Source organism: candidate division KSB1 bacterium (assembly GCA_034505495.1).
GTDB lineage: Bacteria > Zhuqueibacterota > Zhuqueibacteria > Residuimicrobiales > Krinioviventaceae > Fontimicrobium_A.
The window spans coordinates 101,577-114,422 of sequence record JAPDQV010000007.1; the positions used below are offsets into that span (position 1 = coordinate 101,577).

Here is a 12,846-nt window from a genome sequence, read left to right on the forward strand (position 1 = left end):
CGGCTGCGGCCTTTCAGGTCGAACACCTCGATGCGAACGTTCTCCCCGCGCGACATAACAAGAGCCAAGGTCGCGGTACCGTTAACGGGATTGGGCACAGCGCGCAAAGAGAATGACTTTGGCAGTGTAGTATTTCCAACCTTGGCGGGAAGTTTATTCAGCAGACGAACCGCCTCATCCGCTTTGCCCTCCACAAGATAATCGACCACGCGGTTCAGTTCCGCCTGCACATCCCAATTGGTCGCGTAACTTTTTCTCAGTTCAAGGATTCGCAGCGGCATCGGCAAATGCGTCTTTTGAAACCGAAACTCGGGGTCAATCGTCCGACGCGCTTCCTGAACGATTTCGAGAAAGCGATAGCCGAACTCGACGGTCGGCTCGATCATGGTGCCCTCGCCGTAATCGTTCCACGTTACCAGTTGGATGACGTCGGCATGGTTGTCCATCGCCTTCTGCAGGGTGGAACGAAACACCTCGCCGTTGCGATGATCGAGCACGCCGTAACCGGCACCGACGCCCGCCTGTTTGTAAATATCACGAAAGCCGGCAAACGCACCGGCGACGAGATACGGCCAGGCTTTTGCCTTGGCGTAAAAGAGGTTGAGATATTCGTCCAGCGCTTCCTGGGTCAGAATTCCCTGCGCGTTGCTTTTCCACATCGGCGGCCAGGGATAAGCTCCCACAGCTGCAGGACCCAGGCGATTGTCTTCGGTAAAGAACAGCGGCGCCGTCGGTAGATCAGCAAACATCGCCGTCCATTGCGAGCTCTCGGTAAAGTACTGCGGGCCGAACACGAGCAGTACCGGTCGACCGTCAAGTTTGAGATAAGCATCGTCTCCGAACCATTGGTTCTGCAAATACCACATTACCTGTTTACCGTGCGCCAAAGCTTCAGAAGCCGACAATCTGCCGTTTTCGACCATGTGCTTAATGGATTGATCCTCATAGCAAACGGCAAAAGAGAGTTTAAAGCGGCGGGCAGCGTCAAATAGAGCGTGAGTGCTTTCGTTGAGCACGCCGTAATCCCAAAACGGCTCCATGCCGTACCAATCGACGATGACGCCGTCGATGCCGCTGATCTTCATCAGCAGACATTGATATTCAAGAATATCCATATCCTGGGAATCATAAGGCCCGGTTAAAGGATAGTAGTGCGAGGCGATCTCGCGACGCCCGTTCGGGTCGCGCTTCTCGGGGTTGAAATGGTTCATGGTCCAATGCCACCCCCAATAGCCGCTGATTTCAGGCGTTTGATACCACGGCATGTAATGCGCAAGGAACTGCGGCCGCGTTTTGCCGATACAAGTCGAAACGGCGAGTAGGAATGTAATAAAGAGAACAGCGCGTCCACAGGTTATTTTCACTTTGACTCTATTCATTTCACCTCCTTGGCTGCCGAATCTGTGTTAACTCGAATATAATAAAATAAAAATGAAAAAAGATTGCGCGATTTTTCGAAAATTATCGAAATACCCTGATCGAGACTTTTATCAGTCGATAAGCCTTTGATTTTTTCGATTACCGCATTAGATTCCTAAAAGTTTTTAAAGAGGTCATCATGAAGGCGCCTTATGGAATTTTTTTCTTTATTTTCTTTGCGGCGATCCATGCGGAACCGATCCTGTCGAACCGCATTATGATCGACCAATTTGGATATCGTCCAGGGGACGTCAAGATTGCAGTGATTTCCGATCCGCAGGTCGGCTTTAATGCTTCTGACTCTTTTACGCCGGGCTCAACTTATCAAGTACGGCGCGTCGGTTCGGATGAGGTCATTTTCAGCGGATCACCGGCGGCCTGGCGCAACGGCGCCGTGCACGCTCAAAGCGGCGATAAGGGCTGGTGGTTCGATTTCAGCAGCGTGGACGATGAAGGCAGTTTTTACATATACGATGTTGAGAATAATGTCCGCAGCTATGCTTTCGACATCCGTGAAGATGTTTATCTTGACGTGCTGAAAGCCGCACTGCGAATGTACTACTACAACCGCTGTACGATCGCCAAAGAGGCACGGCATGCCGGTGAAAAGTGGGCGGACGGTCCTTCATTTGCCGGACCTGGTCAGGACGGCCAGGCCCACTTTGTGCGGGACAAGAAAAACGAAGCGTTGGTCAAGGACCTCAGCGGCGGCTGGTTCGACGCAGGTGATTATAACAAATACGTTACCTTTGCCGAAGTCGTTATTCATCAGCTGCTGGATGCCTATACGCAGAATCCGCATGCCTGGACCGACGACGTCAACATCCCCGAGTCAGGTAACGGACTGCCGGATATCCTCGATGAGATTATCTGGGAACTGGAATGGCTGAAGCGCATGCAGGACCCGAATGACGGAGGCGTGCATATTAAAAACGGCATGATTACTTATACGCAAAGCAGCCCACCGAGCAAAGACAAGGCGCCGCGCTATTATGAGATCAAGTGCTCTTCTTCTTCCATTGCGGCTGCCGGCATGTTTGCCCATGCGGCGATTGTCTTGAGGACGTTCCAGCAGCTGCAGGATTACGCCGATGATCTCGTCCGTCGCGCTGAGGCGGCCTGGAATTGGTATCATGCCAATCCGAAAGGGGAAGACTGCGATCCGCAGGAAATCAAATCGGGCGATGCCGACCGATCACTCAAAGACCAGGAGCAAACGGCAGTGACGGCAGCAGTGTATTTGTTTGCCGCAACCGGCGACGAACTTTATCATGATTACATCAAACGGGAATACACCAAAGTCTCGGTGCTGAGCTGGTGGGGTCCTTACAACATGGAAAAAGGCGACGCTCTGCTCTACTATACCACACTGCCCAATTCGGATTCCAAGGTTCGCAATGACATTCTATCCCGCAAAACCAACAATGCCAAATCAATGGGTGATTTTTACGGCTTTAACGCTTCGCTTGATCTTTATCGCGCCCATATGCCGGATGCACAATATCATTGGGGCAGCAACTGTGTGAAATGCAACGTCGGCAACATCAATTACGACATGATTGTCTATAACCTCGATCCGAACAATCGCCGTTCCTATCTGACCAAAGCCGCCGACGTACTACACTATATGCATGGCGTCAATCCTTTAGGGATGGTGCAGCTCTCCAATATGTATGCCTTTGGCGCTGAAAATTCGGTCAATGAGCTGTATCACGGCTGGTTCGCCAACGGCTCGCCATGGGACAACGCGCTGACCAGTCAATACGGTCCGGCCCCGGGTTATGTCACCGGCGGGCCCAATAAAAGCTACGGCGGCGGAACATCAGGCATCAAAGATCAACCGCCGCAAAAAGCTTATAGGGATTCGAACAACATTATGAACTCCTGGGAAGTTGTCGAACCCGCCATCTATTATCAATCTGCTTATTTAAAGCTGCTCTCTAAATTTGTCGATGCACGCTATTCGGCTGTGCAGAACAGAAATGCGGAATCTCCCGTCAATTACTCGCTTCGCCCCGCCTATCCTAACCCTTTCAACGCGCAAACGGTTATCCCTTACCGGTTGACCAAGCCGGCGCGCGTGGTTGTTGAGATTTACAATCTAAAAGGTGAAAAAGTTCGCACGCTGGTCAATGAAAGGCAGAATAAAGGCGAACAAAGAGCCGTTTGGGACGGTAGAGATGATGCAGGAAATGAAATATCCGCGGGGACTTTTTTCTATCGTCTGCTGGTGGAAAGCGAAACAAAAGAGACAGGCAAGATTACCATGATAAGATAACTTTCCTCGCTTATTCAATAAAAGCGGTCTCACCGGCAAGAGATCAAATTCGGACAGGTGCAGCCGCTTGCCGTTAAGCGTGGATGATAAAAAGACGGGCAGATTACCTGATGCCGATCGGCAATCTGCCCCGTCTGATCATTTCAGCAACACCATGCGAATAGTCTGAACCTCACTGCCGCCCTCAAAGCGGGCCAGATAAAGACCGGAATCAACGATTGTCCCGGATTCATCACGGCCATCCCACTGAACGGAATGCTCTCCGACTGATACTTCGCCGTCAACGAGGCGACGCACCGGTTTGCCTAACAGGTCATAGACCGTCAGGCGTACAGAGGCCGGTTTCGACACAGAAAAGGTCAGAGTCGTTGAAGGATTGAAAGGATTGGGATGATTCGGAAAGAGCTTAAAGAAGGCCGGAGTGTTCACAACTTGAACCCGAGTTGTGCTTTGCGGATCGCCGGGGTTGGAGACCAACGCCGGATCACCGGGATTGGGATTGCCGACCTTCCACGCACCCATAGGATCCTGCAACTCGGCTCCATTGGATGCGCCGTCGCCGTCCGAATCGAGAGCCGCCAGAGCCGGTCCCCACACAACATTGCCGCCGTTATCCAAAAAGCCGTTGTTCACGGCATTCCCGAAAGCATTGCGCGGACCGCCGAAGCCGGTGTGACAATTTGTGCAGCCGAATTTCGCTCCGTTGGGAATCTGATTAACGCGAAAGCTTCGACCTTCCAAATCAACAACCGTCAGCGTCATCACCAAAAAAAGAACAAAAACCAGGAAACGCATAGGCCAACCTCACTTTTTTTCTGCTGTGCTGATTTTGAACGGCACATACGCCGGGCAAAATCTAAACACTGCGGTCAGCAACGGAACAACGCCAATGACGCCCAGCCAATTTTTGAAATAGAGCCCGGCTGCAATGATTGCAAGACCGAGCACGATACGGATGACACGATCCGCACCTCCGACATTAGCCTTCATAGTATCCTCCTATAATTTGATCAAACGTGTAATCATAAAACCGAAACGCATGTCGCCGGACCAAAAGTCGCGATCAGCTCCGGCTAAAAACAGAGAACTGTTCAGCTTGTCATTGTTGGTTAAAATTATTTTAAAGAAATGTCCGCCGGTTTCCAATTCCAGACCCAGGGAGAAAGAGTCATAAGTTTTGCGCCAGCCGCTGACCGTCGGATTCCATTCCGCAAAAACGCTCCAATGCGGCGAGGCATAATACTGCACGTAAGAACCGAGTGTAAAGCTGTACTGCGGATCACAGCAGAAAATGTGTGAATTGTAAAGATAGCTCGGCACCACGCCGATGCCCAATTTTTCGCCGACAAGAGTGTTGGCGACCAATTGGCCGTAGAACTGCCAACGTCGGCCGCTGCTTTTGACCGGAGCGAAAATTTCACTATTATAGGCCGATCCGCCGCGCAAAGAAACCAATACGGGAAAACGGTCGTGGCGGAATTGCAGCGCTTTGTATTTAATCTGCAGCTCCATATTGTCCTGAACATTGGTACGACCGACCGTTACCAGCAGGCGATCGGTTGCCGCATAGTCGAGGGCCAGACGAATATTGGCCGGACCGTCGATTCCGTAAAAAGAGTCGGCTCCGCTGTCGATGGTGGGAATGAATCGATGCGATACTTCGAATTCCAAATCCCCTTTTTGTAAAGTCTGAGCGGTCGGCAGCATCGACACGTGCAGAGCGTGAAACAACTCGAGCGGACGCGTTTCAGGCGCGCGGCGCTGCCAACTGGGCGTCTGCGCCGTAACAGTACAACTGAGCACTACCGCAATACCGATGATCCGTTTGCCCATGACTCACCTCACTTGGCTGGTACGACGTAAAAAACTACCTCGACCTGTACGACCTCCCCTACTTTTAACAGCATCAGTTGCGGCCTTTCGATCTTGAAATCCGCCAAGGCGATCTCGAAACGGCTTTCGGCACGATACCCCTTATCGGTTGCGGTCACGCGCCCGTCTATAGTCATTTCTTTCTGAACGCCGTGAAGATCAAAGATTCCCTGCGTCTTGACGCGGTATCCGTCCGCCGTTTCTTCTGCTTCGATGATCCTGCCTTTATAGACTGCAAAGGGATAGCGCTTGGTTTCCAAATAGTTGTCGCGCATGTGGCGATTGCGTAGACCGATGCCGGTATCAAGCGTCGCCAAATCGACTTCGAAGTAAAACTCGCCGCTCTGCTTACCATCGATCGGCTGAAGCAAAACATAACCGTCGATTGCCTTTGTCGTGCCGACGATCTTTTCCATCGGCGCATCGGAGGTAAATTTGACCAAATTTTCTGCTCTCCGATCGACGTGGTACTCTTGAGCGGTTACAACTGCGGCGATTAATAATGCGCTGAAAATGAAATGTTTCATCCTTGCCTCCTAGTTATTTTCGGCGCCGCGATCGATCCAGGCGATCACCGAATCGATCTGCGCCTGCGCCAGCCGTCCTGACGGCGGCATCAGCGGCGCCTGCTTGCCGTCCAGCACCCAAACCAGATAACTTTCGGCGCTGTTGAACGGTACGACGCGTTTTTGGGGTGAAGATGCGGAGGGAACATTGACGAGAGCCTCGTAGGCTTTGCCCGCTTCCAAATTCAGGCCGGCAGCAGGGTAGGAGCCGCCGTGACACGATACGCACTGCGGGGTAAAAATCGTCTGTTGAATCGCGCTGAATGTGATGCGCGTACCGCTCGGTGTTTCAACACATTCCCGGCATTCGGAAACAATGTTCTTGCTGCATTGAAAGCCGAAGAACAGCAAGGGTAAAAATAAAAGTTTTGTCTTCATGACCGAACCTCAGCGCAATTGGAACTCTAAAACCAAATTGACGCGTTTTTGATTCCACGACAATTGGAAATCAAGTTTAAATTCATTATTTTGATGCCGATTAAGAGGAAATGATGCGGAAAAAAGTCATTCTTTTATCAGGGCCTTCCTGTGTCGGCAAAACGCCGCTGCTGCGGGCTTTGAGCCGAACTAATCCTGAAATCAAATGGGGAAGGCCGATCCTGTATACCAGCCGTCAGCCGCGGCCTGGCGAAAGTGAGGGCGTCGATTACCATTTTTTATCTGATGCAGAGATTCGGTCGTTGCCGTACGAGCGTTTTGTCGTCGCCAAGACGCGTCACATTTGGCAGGCCGTGGATCTAGACGAGCTGGGGGAGCTTCTGCATCAGTATGACTGTTTGATCTATGATGTCCATCCCGTATTGGCGGCAGCTTTGCGTGAGCATCCTCGGCTGAAAGGCCGCGATGAGCTGCAGATTGTACGTGTATTTCTGCAGCCGGCGACCCTGGAAGAAATCGAGGAGCTGCGCAGCGCTATGCCGGAATCGAGTCTGCAGGAGGCGACCGCCGCCCTAATGACGCCCAAGCTGATTGCACGGGCGCTGCAGCAGGGTACTCCCCTGACGCCGGAGGTGCTGCAGGATATCCGCATCCGCGCCGCCAGAGCTTGGGAAGAGATACTCATCGGTGCGTCGTATGATTACATCCTCATTAACCATGACGGCGAAGATTCGCCTCACTGGCAGGAAACCCCGCCGAGCGGCGATGCCGGCCGAACGCTGGAACAATTTGTACACATTCTTGTGAAAAAATCGGATGACGAAAATAATGAAAACAGGAGGAGTGAATGAAAAAACTGCTCGTTCTCATTGTGGGCTTGGCCGTGACAAGTTTGATCGACATGGGGTGCGGCGGTAAAAAAGAGGAAAAAGGTTCTTCATTGGGCCTAAAGCCTCCGACAGCCGCGAAAGCGCCGGCAGAGCCGAAAACTGAGCCGAAAGCCGAGAAAAAGAAAGAGCCGGAAGGACAAATACATGCCGCGCATATTTTAATTATGTATCGCGGAGCCTACCGCGCTCCCGCTTACATTCAGCGCAGTAAAGAGGAAGCGCGGGCGACAGCCGAGGATTTGCTGAAACGCCTGCACGACGGCGCCGACTTTGCCGAACTGGCGCGGATGTATTCAGACTGTCCCAGCGCCAAGCGCGGCGGCGATCTAGGCTACTTTGGCAAGGGGCAGATGGTCAAGGAATTCGAAGATGCCGCTTTTGCGCTCAAAAAGGGCAAACTTAGCGGCGTGGTCGAAACGCCCTTCGGCTTTCACATTATAAAGCGTTTGTAAAAAAGCCCGGTCTCAGCCGGGCTTTTTTATGCTTCAGGGAGCTTCCAAGGGCTGCGATAAGGCTCCTCTAAAAGAGCGTTTGCTTTTTCGCTGTTTGTGACCCTCTCCGCCTCCGCATCCCAGATGAGCCGCTCTCCGGTCCGATAGGCAATATTCCCCAGAATACTGATTGAGGTGGAACGATGCCCGATTTCGATGTCCGAAATGGGCAGTGTGCGCGTTTTGACGGCATCGATGAAATTCCTGGCATGAGCGTCGTTGCCGGCGTCGCCGGAGGTATATTTCAGCGGCAGCCCTTCCGGCATGGCGCCGCGGTCGAAACGCCCGCCCTCCTGTGGAAAGATACGATAGCCGCCGCGGTCGCAAAGCAGCGCGGCGTTAGTGCCGTAAAATTCTATGCCGTAGCCTTGACCGTCGATGCCGCGACCGTTAGCCTCCGTGTTGGTGAACTCGGCAATGAAATCATCGAATTGAAAAGTCGCCGTCAGGGTATCCGGCGTTTCCCGATTGTCGTTCAGGCAGAACTTGCCGCCGACGGCGGTCACGGCACGCGGCGCTTTTGCTTTCATCGCCCAGAGAACGATATCCAAAAGATGCACGCCCCAATCGGTCATCATGCCGCCGGCATAGTCCCAGAAATAACGAAAGGTCGACCAGCGGTCGCCGACGCCGAAACGGTTCCAGTTGAACGGCCGATAAGGCGCCGGGCCCAGCCACAGATCCCAGTCAAGATTCGGAGGCGGATCAGAGTCTGCCGGCGCCCCAATGCCTTCGGGATAATAGTTATAGACAAACCAGGTGCGCACAAGGCTGATCTTCCCCAGGGCCCCGCTCTGCACAATCTTGACGACGTTTTGAAAGACCGGCGACGACCGCTGCATGGTGCCGACCTGCACGATGCGGCCGGTGCGCCTCGCCACCTGCACCATGCGCCGTCCTTCGGCTATGGTTCGCGAGGCGGGTTTTTCCACAAACACATCCTTGCCGGCTTCGCAGGCCAAGGTCGTCATCAGCGCGTGCCAATGATCGGGCGTCGCGATCACCACCGCATCGATAGAAAGATCGTCTAAAATGCGGCGAAAATCTCGAAATCCCTTGGCTTTTCCGGCAAGTCTAAGGCCTTCCTGGAGATTGGGCTCATAAACGTCGCATACTGCGACGACATCCGCAAGACCGGTGCCTTTCATGACGCTGATATTGTGTTGTCCCATGCGGCCGCAGCCGATGACCGCTACGGCAAGTCTCTCATTGGCGCCGATCACACGGCTGTAGCTGGAAGCCGCCAAAACGGAAGCCCCTGCTGTTTGCAAAAAGCGTCTGCGATTTATTTCCCTCATTTTCTGCTCTCCGTTTTTAGCATGCAGCTGAATCAAACGTTTAATTTAGAGGTGGGACAATATTAGTTAACTCTCGAATCAGCCGCAAGTGCAGTTCTGCAACGGATGCAAAATATTGTAAGTCTGCTTTTTTCCGGTAAGATTGTGTGACGATGGGAAAGTGAAACGGTGCTTGTAATTGATGTTGCCTTTTTGTATTGTAGAAATATTCTGCTGGCCCAAAATCAGAGTTTCAAGAAGCAAAACGTTTTCCAACAAGCAGACGGAGGAGCAAAGAGGCGATTTTTGCCGATTTATCGAGGCAAAAAATACTTATCTGCTTTTAAGTCGGTTTGAGCCTCCGCAACTTTTTACTACAATGGTTCCATGGCCTGTATTTTTCTAACTGTAGCCGCTAAACGTCCGGTTATGTCATTCTTTCAAAGAGAATGCATTTTTACCACAGCTGTTAATTATTTTATGATTTTCTATAAGTTAGGATTATTTCTGCTTTATTTGGCTGCTTCCCTCCCTTCCTTTTGCAACGATCTTTACTTTCGCAAGTTTACATCAAATGAAGGGTTATCCGAAAACACAGTGCGCATTATTCGGCAGGACGAATGCGGCTATATTTGGCTGGGCACCGATTACGGCTTGAATCAATTCGACGGCTATCGTTTTAAAAAGTATTTTTTAAACGCCCCGGAATTTAACGATAACATTATCCAAGACATTTATCCGGACAGCCGCGGCAGGCTTTGGGTCGGTACACGAAACGGCAGCCTCTATCTTTATGATCGGCTTTCCGATCGATTTCATTATTTTCGCCGGAGAGGATCTCAGGAAAAACGCATGGAATCGGTCTTTTGTTTGGCGGAGAGGCTGGACGGCAGGCTATGGGTCGGCTCGGTAAACGGCCTGGAAATTTTTGACCCGGAATCTCGTTCATTTTCCCTACACCCTCTTTGGAAACGAATTACCGAAACGGCGCATCCGGTGGTCGCAGCGTTGGCACAGGATGACAATATTCTGTGGGTGGGGACGGAGAATCATGGAATCTATCGCCTTGACTTGAGCAGCGAAAGCTATATTTCATACGACGCCGGTCAAGGCGCACCTTTCGGTCTTTCCTGTAACAGCATCACAGCCCTGGTCATAGACCCGTGGAAACGGTTGTGGGCAGCCACTTACGGCGGCGGGTTGAACTTTTATGACGGAGGACGGTGGTACGCATACCGCGGCGGGACAACGGGCATGGACGACAATCTTTTCACCGTTTACATCGATGCGCATAAACGTCTTTATATCGGCAGCGAAGGGGGAGGAATGTACGTAGCAGATTTAGTGAGCTTTCAGCCGGATCGCCCTGCTTTTAAGCAAATTATTCATGATCCCAACGATCCCGACGGCCTCTCTTCGAATAATGTCCGCTCCGTGTTTCGCGACAAGCGCGGCAATTTATGGATAGGATGCTTCCGCGCCGGTGTGAACCTCCAACCGGCACATCGTAAACCGTTCGAGGGCTTTGCTTTCGAGCGCAGCAACCCGAAAAGCTTGGGAAATAATCTGGTAAATGTGATTTTTGAAGACAGCCGCGGTAACATGTGGATCGGAACCGACGGCGGCGGCTTGAATCGGTTCGACCCGTTTACCAAAGAGTTTACCGCCTTCCGTCACAAGCCGAATCAACCGCATTCTTTGATCCACGATCACGTTTTGTCGATCATAGAGTTGGACAAAGACCTATGGATCGGCACTTGGGGCGGGTTGGCCCGTTTCGATCCTTTTTCCGGCAGATTCGATAATTACTGCCATCGCAATGCAAAAGAGCTGGCCCTGAATAATATTTTTCATCTTTTCAGTGATTTCCACGGCAAGATTTGGATCTGTTCATACAACGGTCTGGAAACCTTTGACCCAAAGGGCGGCCGATATCAAACCATCAGTTCCGCCGATAAGCCGATACTTGCTTCAAATTGGGTCTATACCGGAATGCAGGACCGTCGGGGCAACCTTTGGATCGGCACCCGAGAAGGCTTGTATCGGTTGAAGCGCGGAGATTGGGCAACCGGCACTATTCGGTTCGATTCTTTTCTGCATCACCAATATGACCTTCAACGGCCTCGCCCGCAGCTGGTGCAGGAGATTTTTGAAACGCGGGACGGCAGCCTTTATGTGGGCACTATGGATGGTCTCTATCAATATTTTGCCGAGCAGGATAGTTTTATCCGCGACCATCGTGCCGATGAGGCCGGTATTGTCGGTATTGTCGGCATCCTCGAGGACGATCATCAGTCGCTGTGGCTCGCTACGATCAACGGTTTATTCCGATACGAGCGCACGGGAGAGATCAGACGATTCGATCGGGAAGACGGTCTGCAAAGCAATCAATTGACGCCTGCAGTCTGCAAAAGCGCGTCAGGCTATTTGTATTTCGGCAGCATCAATGGATTCAATCGCTTTTTGCCGAATTCCGTTGTCCGCGATGCAGTGCCGCCGGACGTCGTCTTGAGCGATTTCTTTCTTTTTAATCATTCCGTTCCTTGGCAGCATGTGGCGGGCAGATACGACGAGCACCACAACCTAGTCTTGACCATTAAACCTCATCAGAACGCTTTTGCTTTCGAATTTGCCGCTTTGGATTTCGCTTATCCGCAACAATGCCGCTATGCCTACCAAATGGAGGGATTGGATGACGAATGGTACTTTTGTGATGCTTCTCATCGGCTTGCAGTCTACCGAAACCTTCCCGCGGGCCGTTACACCTTTCGGGTACGGGCCGCCAATGGGGACGGCGCGTGGAATCTCGACGGCGTTAAAGTAACGCTTCAAGTTTTGCCGCCGTTCTGGAAAAGCAATTGGGCATTGTTGCTTTATCTTGCTGCCGCCTCTTCGATTCTTTGGTTTCTCAAAACCATCATTACTACCAAAGCTCACTATGATGCAGCTTTGCGGCTCGATGAGTTCAAACTGAATTTTTTTACCTATCTTTCGCACGAATTTCGAACACCCTTGACTCTGGTGCTCGGGCCAACGACTGAATTGCTGCGGAAGGGCAACCGACTGCCGGCAGGCAAGCGGAAATTTTATGAAAAGATCATCACGCGGAATACTGAACGTCTCCGTAAACTGATCGACCAGGTCCTGGACCTCCAGCGAATGCAGGAAGAGCCGATTCGCCTGACTGAGGCGGTCGTCGAACTGCGCAGTTTCATTTCTCGCATAGTCGAATCTTTTTCTTTTTTTGCCGAATCGCGCAAGATAAACCTTACTTTTTCTTGTGAAGAAAAAGAGCTGATTACCATCGCTGATGCGGACAAATTGGAGCAAATTATCGGCAATCTGCTGTCGAATGCGCTCAAATACACGGAAGCCAGGGGTTATGTAAAGGTCACCCTATCACGAAGAAATTCATTAGAGAGGCTTCGGCGGTGGAAAACTGTAACAACATCAGGCAAGCCGACGAGCTTTGCAGAAATCTCGGTGGCCGATACAGGCATTGGCATATTCGGCAGCGATTTGCCGCATATTTTTGAAAAATTTTATCGGGGCAAGAATCAAAAATTAATTGTTGGGGGAACCGGCATCGGGCTGGCCCTGGCCAAACAGTATGCGGAACTGCACGGCGGCAGCCTGCGAGTCGATAGCCAAGAAGGAAAAGGCTCGGTTTTCACC

Annotated in this window: 11 protein-coding genes; 4 read left to right on the plus strand and 7 right to left on the minus strand. The window is 51.6% G+C overall.

Features of this window, described 5'->3' with window-relative positions; genetic code table 11:
- Nucleotides 1–1,379 (minus strand): glycoside hydrolase family 71/99-like protein (locus ONB24_04965; protein MDZ7315456.1); only part of this gene is annotated, 1,379 nt, incomplete at its 3' end.
- Between the two features lie 179 nt (nt 1,380–1,558).
- Between ONB24_04965 and ONB24_04970 the strand changes: the two genes are divergently transcribed.
- Entirely contained in the window at nt 1,559–3,697 is a 2,139-nt protein-coding gene (locus ONB24_04970) for a glycoside hydrolase family 9 protein (GenBank protein ID MDZ7315457.1), read from the plus strand.
- A 138-nt stretch (nt 3,698–3,835) separates the two neighbouring features.
- Here the strand turns inward: ONB24_04970 and ONB24_04975 are convergent, their stop codons facing one another.
- The 5 genes from ONB24_04975 to ONB24_04995 are packed head-to-tail and all read right to left on the minus strand — an operon-like array spanning nt 3,836 to nt 6,513.
- Nucleotides 3,836–4,492 (minus strand): T9SS type A sorting domain-containing protein, encoded by a 657-nt coding sequence (locus ONB24_04975; GenBank protein MDZ7315458.1) that lies wholly within the window; start codon nt 4,490–4,492, stop codon nt 3,836–3,838.
- 9 nt (nt 4,493–4,501) lie between these two features.
- The gene (locus ONB24_04980; protein MDZ7315459.1) at nt 4,502–4,687 is read right to left on the minus strand and encodes a DUF2892 domain-containing protein; all 186 of its coding nucleotides are present in this window, start codon (nt 4,685–4,687) and stop codon (nt 4,502–4,504) included.
- Nucleotides 4,688–4,696: 9 nt separating this feature from the next.
- Entirely contained in the window at nt 4,697–5,530 is an 834-nt protein-coding gene (locus tag ONB24_04985) for a DUF5777 family beta-barrel protein (protein ID MDZ7315460.1), read from the minus strand.
- Between the two features lie 8 nt (nt 5,531–5,538).
- Complete coding sequence (locus ONB24_04990) at nt 5,539–6,096, minus strand: YceI family protein (GenBank protein MDZ7315461.1); 558 nt, start codon at nt 6,094–6,096, stop codon at nt 5,539–5,541.
- 9 nt (nt 6,097–6,105) lie between these two features.
- Nucleotides 6,106–6,513: a hypothetical protein gene (locus ONB24_04995; GenBank protein MDZ7315462.1), complete on the minus strand. Its 408-nt coding sequence runs from the start codon at nt 6,511–6,513 to the stop codon at nt 6,106–6,108.
- 110 nt (nt 6,514–6,623) lie between these two features.
- On the opposite strand from ONB24_04995, the gene ONB24_05000 reads away from it, so the two are divergent.
- Together ONB24_05000 and ONB24_05005 are read left to right on the plus strand one after the other, a co-directional pair.
- A complete protein-coding gene (locus ONB24_05000; GenBank protein ID MDZ7315463.1) occupies nt 6,624–7,364 on the plus strand; it encodes a hypothetical protein in 741 nt (246 codons plus the stop codon).
- Nucleotides 7,361–7,855, plus strand: coding sequence for a peptidyl-prolyl cis-trans isomerase (locus tag ONB24_05005; protein ID MDZ7315464.1), 495 nt, complete (start codon nt 7,361–7,363; stop codon nt 7,853–7,855). Before ONB24_05000 ends, ONB24_05005 begins: the two co-directional genes overlap by 4 nt.
- 26 nt (nt 7,856–7,881) lie before the next feature.
- Here the strand turns inward: ONB24_05005 and ONB24_05010 are convergent, their stop codons facing one another.
- Entirely contained in the window at nt 7,882–9,192 is a 1,311-nt protein-coding gene (locus tag ONB24_05010) for a Gfo/Idh/MocA family oxidoreductase (protein ID MDZ7315465.1), read from the minus strand.
- Between the two features lie 576 nt (nt 9,193–9,768).
- Here ONB24_05010 and ONB24_05015 point away from each other — a divergent pair.
- Nucleotides 9,769–12,846: ATP-binding protein (locus ONB24_05015; protein ID MDZ7315466.1), on the plus strand; the 3,078-nt coding region annotated here is incomplete at its 3' end.

Excerpts from the sequence above, each read along its gene's own strand:
- ONB24_04985 (MDZ7315460.1), bottom strand. The coding sequence starts at position 5,530 with ATGGGCAAACGGATCATCGGTATTGCGGTAGTGCTCAGTTGTACTGTT.
- ONB24_04990 (MDZ7315461.1), bottom strand. The coding sequence starts at position 6,096 with ATGAAACATTTCATTTTCAGCGCATTATTAATCGCCGCAGTTGTAACC.
- ONB24_04970 (MDZ7315457.1), top strand. The coding sequence starts at position 1,559 with ATGAAGGCGCCTTATGGAATTTTTTTCTTTATTTTCTTTGCGGCGATC.
- ONB24_04995 (MDZ7315462.1), bottom strand. The coding sequence starts at position 6,513 with ATGAAGACAAAACTTTTATTTTTACCCTTGCTGTTCTTCGGCTTTCAA.
- ONB24_05005 (MDZ7315464.1), top strand. The coding sequence starts at position 7,361 with ATGAAAAAACTGCTCGTTCTCATTGTGGGCTTGGCCGTGACAAGTTTG.
- ONB24_05010 (MDZ7315465.1), bottom strand. The coding sequence starts at position 9,192 with ATGAGGGAAATAAATCGCAGACGCTTTTTGCAAACAGCAGGGGCTTCC.
- ONB24_04980 (MDZ7315459.1), bottom strand. The coding sequence starts at position 4,687 with ATGAAGGCTAATGTCGGAGGTGCGGATCGTGTCATCCGTATCGTGCTC.
- ONB24_05000 (MDZ7315463.1), top strand. The coding sequence starts at position 6,624 with ATGATGCGGAAAAAAGTCATTCTTTTATCAGGGCCTTCCTGTGTCGGC.
- ONB24_04975 (MDZ7315458.1), bottom strand. The coding sequence starts at position 4,492 with ATGCGTTTCCTGGTTTTTGTTCTTTTTTTGGTGATGACGCTGACGGTT.